The following is a 13,292-nucleotide window of genomic DNA, read 5'->3' as shown; positions in this document are numbered from 1 at the left end:
GCTAACCCGACCCTTTCCGGCCCTGACCAGTGGATCGCCTACCGTTCGGTAACCTCGCGGTATGAGCCCCGCCGCCGATCCGCAGCGCGCCCCGCAGTCGTCACCGACCCCGTGCTGACCGCCGCGTTCCGGCGGCTGTGCACGCCGAAGACACTCGGCCTGGTCGCCGCCCTGCTCGCCCTCACCGCGGTGGCCATGCTCCTTCCGCATCCGTCGATCGAGCAGATGCGGCAGTGGTCGGACTCCCTCGGTCCCGCATTTCCGCTGGCCTTCTTCGCGGTGCACGCGATCGTCACGGTCGCACCGTTCCCCCGGACCGTCTTCACGCTCGCGGCCGGAGTGCTGTTCGGTGCCGCGGCCGGGATCGCGGTCGCGGTCGCGGCCACCACCGTGAGCGCGGCGATCGCGCTGGTGCTGGTCCGGTCCGTGGGCCGGGACGCGGTCGCGGCCCGGTTGACGCATCCCGCGGTGCAGAAGATCGACGACCGCCTCGCGCGCCGCGGCTGGCTGGCGGTCGGGTCACTGCGCCTGATCGCCCCGGTCCCGTTCTCGATCACGAACTACTGTGCGGCGCTGTCGTCGATCCGGTTCGTGCCGTTCCTCCTCGCGACGTTCGTCGGCATCGTGCCCGGCACCATCGGGGTCGTGGTGCTCGGCGACGCGATCGGCGGGCGCACCTCCCCCGCCCTGCTCGCGGTCTCGGCCCTGTGCCTGGCGATCGGAGTCGTCGGGCTGGTCCTCGACTCCCGGCTCGGCGTCCCGGCCGGCCCCGAGCGGACACCGGCCGAACCGCAGCGGTCAAGGCCTCACCCGGACATGGATCATGTAAAGCCCTGAACCTTGACCTTGCCATATCAAGGTTTTAGCCTTGTCGTATGTTCGTGCTGACGATCGACCAGCGCCGCAGCCGCCGCGACGTCGACCGGGTCCCGGATCTGCTCGACCACTACGACGCCGCTCCCCTGCTGCGCGGGTTCGAACGCACCGCCGGCGACGAGGTCCAGGCGGTCAGCGACCGCGCCGACCAGGTCGTCGACATCGCCCTCGACCTCGCCACCACGGGGTCCTGGAGCGTCGGCATCGGCGTTGGCCCGGTGCGGATGCCACTGCCGGCGAGCACCCGCGCGGGACGCGGACCGGCGTTCGAGGCCGCGCGCGCCGCGGTCGACCGCGCGAAGGGACTCCCCGGCGCGATCGCCGTCGCCGGACCGCCCGGCGTCGACACCGGGCGCGTCGCGGACGCGGAGGCCGCGCTGATGCTGCTGTCGCTGACCGTGTCCCGGCGCTCGGACGCGGGCCGCGCCGCGGTCGCCGCGGTCGCCGCGGGCCTGACCCAGGCCGAGGCCGCACAGCGCCTCGGAATCAGCAAACAGGCCGTCTCGCAACGGCTGTCGGTGGCAGGCCGGCAGGCCGAGGTGGCCGGACGCCGGCTCGCCGCACGACTGCTCGTGGAGGCCGACCGGTGACCGCGCTGGCCATCGCCCTGCTCGGACTCGCCGCGCTGGCGCCGATCGCCCTGGCGAGCAGGCGGGTTCCGGCATGGATCAGCCCGACGACTACCGCACTCGCCCTCGGCGGCGCCGCACTGGCGGCGACCGCGACGAAACCGGTCACCGGGTTCGCGCTCGGGGCGACTCTGGTGACCGCGGTGCTGGCCGCCGCGACCGGCGGCGCTCCGCTGGTGCGGGCCGTGTTCCGGATCGCGCGGCGCCGCGACGAGACCGGCGCCAGGCCCGACGCCGGCCCGCTCCGCGGCGGCCGGACGATCGGCGTGCTCGAAAGAGTCGCGGTGGCGGTGGCGATCCTCGCCGGTTGGCCGGAGGGTCTCGCGGTGGTCCTGGCCGTCAAGGGGCTTGCCCGGTACCCCGAACTGCGCGAGCCGCACGCGTCCGAACAGTTCATCATCGGCACGTTCACCTCGGTGCTCTGGGCGGTCGCGGTGTGCGGAGTCGCCAAGGCACTGATCACCTGACCCGATCTGCCTCCGGGCTCGCTACCATGCGGCTGTGACGCAACCGAGTTCGAAAGTCCCGGCCGCGGTGGCCGGCCTGGTCGCGGCCGGCCTGCTGACGACCGGTGTCGTGCACGGCGTGCGGGCGGCCGACAGCACGGCCGGGCCCGATTGGCTGCTCGTGATGCTGTGGCCGGTGTTCGCGGCGTTCGTGCTCGTCGCGTACCTCGCCTGGCGGGCCCTGCCGGGACGGCCGATCCGGCAGGGCACCTTGCCCACCGAGATCCCGGCCGGTCTGCTGCCGCCGCGGCGCGAGGCGACGGTGACCACCGACGACCTCGACGATCCGACGGCGATCGCGATGCTGCACTACAACGTTCGTCTCACCGATCTCGCCGAGCACGAGCGCCGGCGCCGGCGCTGACGTCCCGGCGGCGCGTCACCGCGCGTCGGTGGCGGCCGCGCCGGCCCGCACCCCGGCGGGATCGTCGGTGCCGAGTAGCGCCGCGAGACCGATCTCGTCGAGCCGGTCGCCGAGGTCCACGCGAGCGCGCAGGGCCCGGGTCCGGGCCGCGTTCGCGACCAGCGTCAGCACCGCGTTGACCGTGATCCGCGCCTCCGCACGCTCGAGTTCGGGCCGCACCGACGCCAGGATCCGAACCCACTGGTCCAGGTGGTCGCGCTGCTGCTGCGCGACCACCTTGCGGATGTTCGCCGGGAGAGCGTCGAGTTCGGTGGCCATCAACCCGATCAGGTGACCGTCCTCGAGCGCGAACTCGATGTGCGCCGCCAACAACTTCCGCAGCCCGTCGGCGGGATCGGTGGCGCGGGACAACGCCAACCTCGCACCCACACCCCGGCGGTCGAAACCACGGGTGACGGCGGCGACGAGGATGTCGATCTTGGCGTCGAAATGGTTGTAGACGTTGGGCCCCGTGGTGCCGCAGGCCTCGCCGATGTCCTCGGTGAGCACGGACTGGTAGCCCCGCTGGTCGAAGAGCCGGATCGACTCGGTCAACAGTTGCTCGCGTCGCGAAACCGGCATCGACACAGTCGGTTCCGCCGGGGCAGGCCGATCGGCTCCGTGCCCGAGCGGGCACCCTGCGATCCGCTCGCCGATCTGGCGGAGCACGGCCTCCATGCGGCGGCGCGACAGGTGCACGCGCAGGCCGGCGACGCTACCGAAGGCCGCGAGCAGGGACAGGGCGAGCAGTTCCCGGTCCCGCTCGGGCAGCCGCGGACGGTCCGCCGCGATCAGGTGGGCCACCCGCGCGGTCACGACGCCGAGCTGTTTCTGCAGTTCCCTGCGCTGGTCGGCGTCCAGATAGCGGGCCTCCCGTTGCCACAGCAGCGGCAGGTCCACCCGGTCGGCGGACCGGGCCGCCATCGCCGACAGCAGCTCGGACAGATCCGCGGCGCCGCCCACCGCGTCCCGCAGCGATCCGAGCCCGTCCAACACCGCGTTGTAGAGCATGTCGTTCTTGTTGCGATAATGCCGATAGAGCGCCGACGCGGTGATCTCGACCTTGGTCGAGACGTCCGCGACGGACACGTTGTGGTATCCGTGTTCGCGGAACAGCTCACTCGCCGCCGCGAGGATCTGCTGCTTGCGGTCGCGGGGTCTCTTCACCGGCACAGTCGCTCTCCCTCGTCGCTCACCGATCCGAGATCGATGGTCGACTGACCTTACTCGCAATTCACAAGCAGGAGAAACTCTGCATGTGAACGGGAGATACCCGCGTCCGACCGGGTTATGCGATAGACGGCCGCGCGGCCGGTGGCGGGTGGCCGGGTCCGCACGGACGGACCGTCCGGACCCGGCGGATCGTCACACCGATCCGGGGTGCCCCTCCGGTGGGAGCCCCGGCGGCACCTCGCCGCCGGCGGGCTCCACCTGCGGCGGCAGTGCATGCTGTGCCGACCGCGACCGCAGTTCCGGATCCGGCATCAGGGATGTGTCGACCGGTGCGTGCGCGACCGCCTCCGCGGCCGCGACGGCCCGCGCGACGGACGGGTCCGTCTTCGACTCGAACCAGTCGGCGACCTCCTCGGAGTCGTCGACGGGCGCGACGGGTTCCTCGGCGCTCGGCTCGTACCGGAACACCCCGTCCTCCCCGGGCGCGCCGAGCGTCTTCGCGAACCCCTTGAGCGCGTCCCCGAAGTCGCTGGGCACCAGCCACACCTTGTTCGCGTCACCCTGCGCCATCTGCGGCAGTGTCTGAAGGTACTGGTATGCAAGCAGTTCCGGGGTCGGCTTGCCGGACTTGATCGCGGCGAACACCTTCTCGATCGCCTTCGCCTGGCCCTGTGCCTGCAGGTACTTCGCGGCACGCTCACCCTGCGCCCGCAGGATGCGGGACTGCCGCTCTCCTTCCGCGGTGAGGATCGCGGCCTGCTTCGCACCCTCGGCGGCGAGAATCTGGCTCTGCTTGGCACCCTCGGCGGTCTTGATCGCGGATTCGCGGCTGCCCTCGGCGGTGAGGATCATCGCGCGCTTCTCGCGGTCCGCCTTCATCTGCTTCTCCATCGACTCCTGGATGGACGGCGGCGGATCGATGCTCTTGAGTTCGACGCGCGCCACCCGCAGGCCCCAGCGGCCGGTGGCCTCGTCGAGCACGCCACGCAACTGCCCGTTGATCGAGTCGCGGGAGGTCAGTGTCTCCTCCAGCGTCATGCCGCCGACCACGTTGCGCAGGGTCGTGGTGGTGAGCTGCTCGACGCCGACGATGTAGTTGTTGATCTCGTACACCGCGGCCTGCGGGTTCGTCACCTGGAAGTACACGACCGTGTCGATGTTGAGCGTCAGGTTGTCCTGCGTGATCACCGGTTGCGGCGGGAACGAGACGACCCGCTCCCGCAGGTCGACCTTCGCCCGGACCCGGTCGACGAACGGGACCAGCAGGGTCAACTGCCCCGACACGGTCCGCTGGTAGCGCCCGAGTCGTTCGATGACGGCGGCCTCGGCCTGCGGGACGAGCGCGACGGCCTTCGCCACCACGATCACCACCAGCACGACGATCACCGCGAGGACGATCAGGGCGGCCATACGAATTCCTTCCAGTCGGTCCGGCGACCGGTCACCCCTGTGTCCGGTCGGACGTGCGTCTAGGGTCCGCGCCACACGACGGCGGTGGCGCCGTTGATCTCCATCACCGTGACGGTGGTGCCGGGCGGATAGACCTCGGTGTGATCGAGCGGGCGGGCGGTCCACACCTCGCCGTCGAGCTTGACCTGCCCGCGGTGCTCGGAGACCTCCTCGAGCACCAGCGCATGCTTGCCCGGCAGCGCCGCGGTGTTGGTCGCCAGCATCGGGGGTTTCGCGAACCGGCGCAACAGGGCGGGGCGGACACCGACGACGAGCGCCAGGGACACGACCGCGAAGACCACCGCGTCGATCCACACGGGGGCATCGGTGACCGCGGAGACTCCGGCGGTGACGAGCGCCCCGCCGGCGAGCATCAGCAGGAAGAAGTCCCCCGTCGCCGCTTCCGCGGCGGCGAGCAGAACGCCTGCCACCAACCAGACCAGTGCCGCCACGCCCCCATCTAACCACCCGGATCCGGGTCGCAGGCAGGCCAGGTGAAGTCGGCGGGCTTGCGCTCCAACACAACCCGCTCACGCTCGTTGCCGCACAACCGAACCGCTCGCGGTTCCACCCGCCGCGAGGACCGCGACCGCCGCGCTGACGTCAGTCGACGGTGACGAAGTCGACGAGCCGCTCGACCGCCCCGATCAGCGGAGCTTCGAGATCCCGGAAGCTCGACACCGCACCGTACACACGACGCCACCCGTCCTGTGGTGTCCCCCAGCCCAATTCACGGCACACCCCGGTCTTCCAGTCCTGACCGCGCGGGATCGTCGGCCAGGCGTCGATGCCGACGGCCTTCGGCCGAACCGCCTCCCACACGTCGATGTACGGGTGACCGGTCACCATCACGTACGGACCGAGCCCCCGGGTCAGCGCGGTCTCCTTCGAGCCCTCCACGAGATGGTCCGCGAGGACACCGACCTTGCGACCCGGCCCGGGCCCGAACGCGGCGAGTCGCTCGGGGAGGTTGTCGAGACCCTCGAGCTGCTCGACGACGACACCCTCGACCCGCAGGTCGTGACCCCACACCCGTTCGACGATCGCGGCGTCGTGCACGCCCTCCACCCAGATCCGACTGGGCAGCGCGGTCCGCGCCTTCAGCCCCTCGACACGGGTGGAACCGGACGCGGACCGAGTCGGCGCGGCCGGGCGCGTGACGGTCGGCCGGATCAGGGTGACGGCCTTGCCGTCGATCAGGAACGCCGCCTCGCGCATCGCGAACAGTCGAGTCTGTCCGCGGGAGTCCTCGAGGCGGACGTAGTCGCCGTCGTACGTCTTCTCCATTCCGACGACTGCACCGCACCAGCCGGTGGCCGAATCCTCGACGACGAGGCCGCGGTCGGCGGGCACCTTCGGGTACTCGCGGGCCCGCCGCCGGGTGTGCCCGTCGAAGATGTTGCCGCCGTACATGTCGCGTCCACTCACGAGGGTCCAGGCTAGTGCCGTCACCCGCCCCGGCGTCCTAAGCTTGGTTACCGTGTCCTGCCCGAGTATCACCCTGACCCTGTGGTCCGCGTCCTGGCTCGCCGGTGCCAGTGCGCCCGACGACGTGATCGACGCCGTCCACGCGTGGGCGCCGATGCACCTGGTCGGCGCCGCGGACGCCGAGGTCGCGCTGCGGTGGGACCTGCCGTGGCCGGACCCGACCGACGCGGGCCCGGTGGTGCTGCTGCGGGCGCTGCGCTCGATGACCACGGCCGAGCCCGCAGCGGCACCGATCCTGGTGCTTCCTGCCCCCGGGGACGTGCGCGGACTGCCGGCGCGGACCGAGTTCGCCGCGGCGGCCCTGGCGGCCGGGCAGGGTGTGATGGTGGGTGCGCCGGGTGCGCCCGGGCTCGGAGTGGTGCCGAGCGTGGAGGGGCCGGACGTGCTGCGGTGGACGGTCTTCGGTGTCCCGGAGATCCCCCGGGCGGTCGAGCAGCCGGGCCTCGGCGAGGCCGAGTTCGCGCTGCGCGAGGCGGTCCGCGACGCCGCCGACGCACTGACGTCGATGCACGGTGGATTCGACGCGGGCGAGGGCGACCCGCGCGCCCGGATCGCCGACGCCCTCGCCGACACGTCCCGGCAGACGACACCGGACGGCACCCCGGCGCGGGCGCTGCGCATCCTCGACACCGCCGACCAGGTGGCGGCGATCCTGACGGTTGCCGGCGAGTCGTCGGGCCGGGCACAGACCGCGGCGGGCGCCGCCGCCCGCGACGACACCCTGCGACCGTTGTGGGCGGCGGTCCGCACCGCCCGGGTCGCCGCGGTGACGTCCTGCGTGCGCACCGGCCAGCCGCGCGTCTGACCCGGGGCGCGCGCCGACAGGACGACTCGGCCGGCGTCACCGTTCCAGTGCCGCCGCCATCCGATCGAGTGTCCCGCCCATGGTCTGACGGTTGCGGGCGGCCCGGTCGGCCACGCCAGACACCCGCGTGCCGTACTCCCGCGCGGATTCCGACCGCAGGTCATCGCTCCACTCGGTCACCCGGGATCCACCCGCGACGGGCTCGATGCGGTATCCCCAGGTGGCGTAGTGGACGCCGTACATCGAGCACTCGAACACGAAGCTGCGGCCCGGCTCCGCTTCGACGACCCGGCCCTGCGTGGTCCATTCGTGTTCACCGTTGCGGTTGTGTCCGTCGAAGGTTGCGCCGGGCAGCGGACCGTCGACGCCCTCGTGCCAGTGGCAGGCATGGCACTCCTCGGACCATTCCCCCATTCGGGTGACGTCCGAGATCGCGGCGTACACCTCCGCAGGGGAGGCGGCGATGTCGCGCGCCACTTCGAGTCTCTCAACCATGGAACACCACTCTCTGCACCGTTGGGGAAGATCCACTGTCGACGCGGCCGACATTGCACGCCGGCGCCGGGACCCTCTGATTCTCGTGGTGGCCGAACCGGCCGTGGCGTCGGCCGCATCCTCCGTCGACACCCCCACGCGCCGAAGCTACGTCACGTTTCCCGGATGCGTCGACCGACCCCGGACCACCGACGTCATCATCCGCCCCGACCGGAGTCCTCACGAGGTCGAGGAAGCGCGCAGCGAGATCGTCTGATCGAGCAAAAGCCCTGGCCCGGGCGCTTCAGGCGAGATTCGAACATGCGTTCGGGTAGAGCATCCTCGCGCATCACGACAGTCGCCGATGTCGCCGAGGCAGTAGAGACGGCGCCAGGACGTGTGCGCGGCGTGAACAACCAAGATGACATCTCCCCTGCTGGATCGTGGGTCCCGACGAGGCTCCACGGCGGGTGATCGCCTGGTCGGTCGTCGCCAGATCCCGCCGGTTCCGCCCGCCTCAACCATTCGGCCCAGAATCTTCCGGATGCTCGCGGATCGCTGGAGTGCCCACGACAGATGAAGTGCCACTGCCGACACCGGGTACCGGTAGAAATCGCCAAGAATCCAGCGAGGTTCGGCCTTCGTCCTGGTCAATGACGTGCTCGAGGAAGCAGTTTGACGGGGGATCACCCGAACAGTTCGCGGAACACCTCGACGGAACACCCGGGAACAGGGCGGTGATCCACCCGTCGTGGTGTTCCGTTGGCCAATCGGCTTGCGGGAACACCACGACGGATGGCGGCTACGTTGTGACCGCTCTGCGCCACAACGGTTCGCCCCTGGGGTGGGTACACGACTTTCCGGGGCCGGTGCGGCCCTGTCCGAGAGCAGGGGGCCACCCGGGGGAAGCTCAGCTCAGATGGGGCCCGGGTACTGCACGGCCGGCGCGAACCACGGTGACGGTGACCAGAACTCCGACTCGAGCGCCGTGAGGAGTTGATCGCCCTGCACGCCGGAGTAGTAGCGGCCGGCGCGGATCTCGAACGGCAGTTGATCCTGCACCGCGTTGACGGACAGTCCGTTCGGGACCGTGATGATCGACTCCCGCACATTGATCTCTGTGCCGTTGTCTTTGCCGTCGGCCCATTCCAGGCACAGGAACACCCGCGGTGTCGTGCCGAGGATCGTCAGCAGCAGGTCGTCGTGCCGCCAGCCGGGAGCACACGACCACACCGGTGCATCCGGTTCGGTCGACGTGAAGTCCTCGACCGCGGCCGCCCAGCAGTGCCCTTTACGATGTACAGCCGCTGTCCTCGCTCGAGTCTCGGCAGGCCCGCGATGTCCGCCGGCGCGTCGGCCCGCCCGGCTGCGATGACATCCGTCGTCCTTGCCTCCTTCAACCGTCGCACCGCACCCTCCACCCGTCGTCGACTGCTCATCCGGCTCGAGTATCCATGCCGACCTGGACGGCATTTGGACCGTTCCGGTGCTCGCCTGGCGGGGTCGTCGACCGTGCCGCACCCCGCGCGAAGGCTCACCGACCGTGGTGGCCGGGGTCGCCGTAACAGATGCCGAGAATCGGGCCGAATTTGAGATTCCGGAGCGAATGACCGTCACCGGTCGGCGACGTCCGCGCACCACCAGACACATTCGGCCACGTCCCCCGCCCGGCGCCCGGCCCGCAACACCGCCCGCGCCCACGGCTGCGGTTGCGCAAAAGCCCAGTGCTACACGGTCACATGCGGGATGCTCGATGCCGACACCCAAACACGCGTCCGACAGGGAGACGACGAATGTGGGCACAGCCGAGCACCGTCAACCCCGCCGCCGCGACCCTCTCATGGGGTCAGACCCTTCTCGTTGCCGGTATCACCGCGGTCGCGGTGCTGGCCTCCGGACTGATCGTCCTGTGGGCACGATCAACGATGTCGGGGAAGGGGCGGAAGGAACCTGCGGCCAGCTTCGTCCGGAGCTGGATCGCGGTCGGCCTGGTGGTCGGACTGGTGCTGTTCTGCGCGTTCACCTTCGCCGTCGACGACACCGCGTTGCGCAGCACACTGATCGGCGCCCTGACCGCCAGCGTCGGCGCCGCGGTCGCGTTCTACTTTTCCACGAAGTCCTCCGAGCAGGCCCGTCAGGACCTGCTCAACGCCACCGTCGGAACCGAAACCGTGCCGAATCTCGACCACAAGTCCCACGACGACGCCAAGACCGCTCTCGGGATGACCTCACTGAAGTTCGAACTCGCACCGGGCAGTCCGACCACCGGAACCGTCAGCAGCCAACAGCCACCGGCCGGCACGGTCGCGCTCAAGGGGTCGTCGGTGGTGGTCACACTCACCGGCACCTGACCAACGCTATGGGTGCCAACGGTGGACCGTCCTCTCGCGCGGTGACCGGCGCATGCACCCATCGTCTTGTTGTCCGGGTAGCGACCGTTGGATGTTCGACACCGGCCGGGGACCCCGGTGTGATCGAGCGGGGCCGCCATGTCCGTGCACCCGGAACACCGTGCCCGCAGCGATGAGCGGCCGACCAGCACGGTGGGGACGCGGGGCCCGAACCAGGCGAGGACGAATCCCGGCGTGTGCCGACCACCCGCCAACAACGGTCGACAACGTCCGAGCTATGGGTCTTCCGACGTTGTGTGGTCCAAGCCGCCGGCCTTGCTTGATCGCACGGATTCGGTGACGGAAGAGCCGCGTGTTTCGTGGGCTTGCGCTTCCCCGTACACCGGACGGTCGGTGCCCTCCGCCGCATCACTGCAGCCCGAATCGTGAGAACGTCGCCGATCGCGGCCGACAGCACCACCAGCAGTTCGAGCACGTTCGCGTCACACCGGACCGACCGGGGAGGAGTTTGCGGTCGGTCCGCCCGTATGCCGCGTGAATGCTCAGGCACCGCAGGCCGGCGGCGTCGACGTCGCGGAGGATCCGCTCCTGCTCCGGCGAGCGGATCCCGCCCAGAACCTCGTCGGTCGCCACGATGTATCGCACCCCGGCGGCGGTGGGGGGTGCGGGTGCACTCGAAGCCCTGCTGCGTCGCCCACCCGCGCAGCGTCGCCCGCTGCCCCAGCTCGTCGGCGCCGGGACTCCCGACGAACAACACCCTCTTGGTCGGTGTGCTCACCCGAACCCTTCCCGCCACGTCCACGCGCGAGGCACCGGTCCCGGCCGGCCCGACCACGGCGGGCAGAGGCTGCGACGCCGAACGCATGGTGTCCGTACCTCTCCGTCACACGAATGCGACCGGCGTCACACACTTTTTCCATCCCGGGGCGGGACCGGCCGCCACTCGACACCCCGTCACTGTGACCGCGTGCCTCCGGCGGGCGGTCGCGACCCCTCACGCGACCGCACACCGGCGTCCACCCGGACGTGCGACCGGTTCACCCGGGCGAAGGCCCGGGTCCGGCGCCATTCGGGCCCCGCCCGCGCGGCCGGCCACGATCACCGCACGCCCCCTGCCCGGGCGGTGGCCGAATGCGGTCGGCGGGGACTCCGTTGTCGGTCTCTATCCGTGCGGGTACAGGAGGTGTTCCCCCGCACGGAAGGAGCGGCGGCGTGGGCCACGGCCGCCGGGGGCCTGCCGGAAGGCGCCCTGGAGCATCGCGGTGCCGCCGATCCCGGCGGCCAGGACCGCCAGCAGCTGGGCCACGTTCGAATTCATCCCGACTCCCTCTCCCTTGGTTCGCTGCCTTCACTGGGGTACATGGCCTCGACGCGGGCCTTGATCTCCGCGGTGCTCATCGGGCCACCACCCGCGGTGGGCCGGGTCGTCGTCGGTGTCGGATACACGTGACCTTCTCCTGTCGTCGGTCGAACACGGCCCGTGGCGGTGAGTCGTTCACCGGGGCGGTCAGATCATCAGTGCGGCGAGGCCGACCGCGGCGATCACGAGCGCCGCGATCAGCGCGCACAAGGCGATCGAGCCGGTCACCGCCAGGGCCGGGGCGGCGGCCGGCACGGCGGCGCCGACCGCGATCGCGGACGGCGCCCGCAGACGGGAAGGGGGCGGGGTCGGGTTCCGGTCGGGAGTGCGGTCGGGCATGCGTGTCCTGTCTGGTCCGGGTTCCGGATTCTTTGCTAGAGGCCGACGGCGTGTTCGAGAGCGCCGAGTTCGTCGTCGAGGTGATCGAGCATCGGCGCCAGGCCGGGCAGGCCGCGGCGGCAGCCGGTGAGCCCGAACGCGATCTCGTCGCCGGTGCTGGTACAGGTGATGTTCAGGGCCTGCCCGTCGACCGGGATCGACAGCGGGTACAGCGCGGTCATGCGGGCGCCGTTCCAGTACAGCGGCGCCTGCGGTCCGGGCACGTTGGAGATCATCACGTTCGGCGGCCGGACCGGGCCGCCGATCCCGAACATGCCCAACGCCAACGCGGCAGTGCCGAGCGCGCTCGCGGCCAGGACCTGGGTGCGGCTCATCACGGCCATCGCGTCCTTGCCCTCGCTCATGGCGGCGCGGACCGTCTCGAGCCGCAGCGCCGGGTCGTCGAGATGGGTGCCGAGGTTGCACGAGAGCATCCCGATCTCGTTGCCCGTCTTGGCTTCCCGCTTCTCGCCCCGCAGCGAGACCGGCACCATCGCGATCAGCGGGTGCTCGGGCAGCGCGCCGAGGGCGCCCATGAACGTGCGCAACGCCCCCGAGCACATCGCGAGGACCACGTCGTTGACGGTCGCGTCCGCGTGCTTGGCGACCAGCCGCAGCCGCTCCAGCGGCCAGGACCGGGCCGCGAACCGCCGCGCCCCGCCTATCGGCACGTTGAGCATCGAGCTCGGTGCGGACAGAGTGAGCGCGCCCCCGCGGTGGTGCAGCGCCCGGTCGACGGTGCCGGCGAGGACGGGCAGCAGCCCGGCCACCTCCCGGGCGGCACCGCTCACCGCGCGCAGCGCCGCAGCGGGCAGGTCCAGCGGGCTCACCCCGCCCGGGGTCGGTGCGCCGGCCGCGGCCAGGTGCCGCTCCCGCACCACCGGTTCCCAGGGCGCGGGCATCCCGCGCTTGTCCGGGTCCTCGGTGAGCGCGCTGCGCAGCAGCTTCATCGCCGACACCCCGTCGGCGAGGGAGTGGTGGATCTTCATGTACACCGCGAACCGGCCGTCCGCGAGGCCCTCGATCAGGTGGAACTCCCACAGCGGGCGGCTGCGGTCGAGCAGTCCGGCGTGCAGGCGGGAGACCAGGTCCATCAGCTCGGTGGTGCCGCCGGGCGCGGGCAGCGCGTCGTGGCGGACGTGGTGGCCGAGGTCGACGTCGGTCTCGTGCTCCCAGCCCCACTGCCCCAGCGAGGTCACCGATCTCGCGGCGCGTTTGCGCAGCAGCGGGGCCACCTCGCCACGCGCGAGGGCCGCATCGAGCAGCGCCCGCACGTCGCGGGCGTCGGCGCCGTCCGGCGGTTCGAACACCGCCAGGCCGCCGACGTGCATCGGATGGCCGCGGGACTCGCCGAGCAGGAACATCGAATCGGTCGGCGACATCGGCAACAGCAAAAGCTT

General features: G+C 71.1%; 15 protein-coding genes. 6 read left to right on the top strand and 9 right to left on the bottom strand.

Features of this window, described 5'->3' with window-relative positions; all coding sequences use genetic code 11:
* Positions 1–111 precede the first annotated feature (111 nt).
* Genes ABD951_RS04965 through ABD951_RS04950 form a run of 4 tightly spaced genes read left to right on the top strand, consistent with a single transcriptional unit; the run spans position 112 to position 2,375 of the window.
* A complete protein-coding gene (locus ABD951_RS04965) occupies positions 112–837 on the top strand; it encodes a TVP38/TMEM64 family protein (protein ID WP_425569777.1) in 726 nt (241 codons plus the stop codon).
* A 38-nt stretch (positions 838–875) separates the two neighbouring features.
* Positions 876–1,466, top strand: a complete 591-nt coding sequence (locus ABD951_RS04960; protein WP_345342640.1) for a hypothetical protein — start codon at positions 876–878, stop codon at positions 1,464–1,466.
* Positions 1,463–1,972 carry a hypothetical protein gene (locus ABD951_RS04955; RefSeq protein WP_345342639.1) on the top strand — a complete coding sequence of 170 codons (510 nt, stop codon included), beginning with the start codon at positions 1,463–1,465 and terminating at the stop codon, positions 1,970–1,972. The genes ABD951_RS04960 and ABD951_RS04955 overlap by 4 nt, the downstream gene beginning before the upstream one ends.
* 34 nt (positions 1,973–2,006) lie before the next feature.
* Positions 2,007–2,375: a hypothetical protein gene (locus ABD951_RS04950; RefSeq protein WP_345342638.1), complete on the top strand. Its 369-nt coding sequence runs from the start codon at positions 2,007–2,009 to the stop codon at positions 2,373–2,375.
* Positions 2,376–2,390: 15 nt separating this feature from the next.
* On the opposite strand, the gene ABD951_RS04945 is transcribed toward ABD951_RS04950, so the two are convergent.
* The 4 genes from ABD951_RS04945 to ABD951_RS04930 all read right to left on the bottom strand — a co-directional run bounded on the left by ABD951_RS04945 (position 2,391) and on the right by ABD951_RS04930 (position 6,464).
* A complete protein-coding gene (locus ABD951_RS04945) occupies positions 2,391–3,587 on the bottom strand; it encodes a TetR/AcrR family transcriptional regulator (RefSeq protein WP_345342637.1) in 1,197 nt (398 codons plus the stop codon).
* A 192-nt stretch (positions 3,588–3,779) separates the two neighbouring features.
* Positions 3,780–4,997 (bottom strand): SPFH domain-containing protein, encoded by a 1,218-nt coding sequence (locus ABD951_RS04940; RefSeq protein WP_345342636.1) that lies wholly within the window; start codon positions 4,995–4,997, stop codon positions 3,780–3,782.
* Between the two features lie 59 nt (positions 4,998–5,056).
* A complete protein-coding gene (locus ABD951_RS04935; RefSeq protein ID WP_345342635.1) occupies positions 5,057–5,488 on the bottom strand; it encodes an NfeD family protein in 432 nt (143 codons plus the stop codon).
* Positions 5,489–5,639: 151 nt separating this feature from the next.
* Complete coding sequence (locus tag ABD951_RS04930; protein WP_345342634.1) at positions 5,640–6,464, bottom strand: DUF3097 domain-containing protein; 825 nt, start codon at positions 6,462–6,464, stop codon at positions 5,640–5,642.
* Positions 6,465–6,516: 52 nt separating this feature from the next.
* On the opposite strand from ABD951_RS04930, the gene ABD951_RS04925 reads away from it, so the two are divergent.
* Positions 6,517–7,329 carry a hypothetical protein gene (locus ABD951_RS04925; protein WP_345342632.1) on the top strand — a complete coding sequence of 271 codons (813 nt, stop codon included), beginning with the start codon at positions 6,517–6,519 and terminating at the stop codon, positions 7,327–7,329.
* A gap of 36 nt (positions 7,330–7,365) precedes the next feature.
* Here ABD951_RS04925 and ABD951_RS04920 read toward each other — a convergent pair whose 3' ends face one another.
* Positions 7,366–7,824: an SRPBCC family protein gene (locus tag ABD951_RS04920; protein ID WP_345342630.1), complete on the bottom strand. Its 459-nt coding sequence runs from the start codon at positions 7,822–7,824 to the stop codon at positions 7,366–7,368.
* Positions 7,825–8,718: 894 nt separating this feature from the next.
* Positions 8,719–9,036, bottom strand: coding sequence for a hypothetical protein (locus ABD951_RS04915; protein WP_345342628.1), 318 nt, complete (start codon positions 9,034–9,036; stop codon positions 8,719–8,721).
* Between the two features lie 560 nt (positions 9,037–9,596).
* Between ABD951_RS04915 and ABD951_RS04910 the strand changes: the two genes are divergently transcribed.
* Complete coding sequence (locus tag ABD951_RS04910; protein WP_345342627.1) at positions 9,597–10,154, top strand: PASTA domain-containing protein; 558 nt, start codon at positions 9,597–9,599, stop codon at positions 10,152–10,154.
* A gap of 1,162 nt (positions 10,155–11,316) precedes the next feature.
* On the opposite strand, the gene ABD951_RS04905 is transcribed toward ABD951_RS04910, so the two are convergent.
* The 3 genes from ABD951_RS04905 to ABD951_RS04895 form a co-directional block, all read right to left on the bottom strand.
* A complete protein-coding gene (locus ABD951_RS04905; protein ID WP_345342625.1) occupies positions 11,317–11,472 on the bottom strand; it encodes a hypothetical protein in 156 nt (51 codons plus the stop codon).
* A 189-nt stretch (positions 11,473–11,661) separates the two neighbouring features.
* On the bottom strand, positions 11,662–11,853 hold the full coding sequence (locus tag ABD951_RS04900; RefSeq protein ID WP_345342623.1) for a hypothetical protein: 192 nt from the start codon (positions 11,851–11,853) through the stop codon (positions 11,662–11,664).
* Positions 11,854–11,888: 35 nt separating this feature from the next.
* Entirely contained in the window at positions 11,889–13,286 is a 1,398-nt protein-coding gene (locus ABD951_RS04895; protein ID WP_345342758.1) for a WS/DGAT/MGAT family O-acyltransferase, read from the bottom strand.
* Positions 13,287–13,292 lie beyond the last annotated feature (6 nt).

It is taken from the genome of Rhodococcus olei (assembly GCF_039540555.1).
GTDB classification, from domain to species: domain Bacteria; phylum Actinomycetota; class Actinomycetes; order Mycobacteriales; family Mycobacteriaceae; genus Rhodococcus_G; species Rhodococcus_G olei.
The sequence above is the reverse complement of the archived record's forward strand: the minus strand, read 5'-3'. Positions and strand labels throughout refer to the sequence as shown.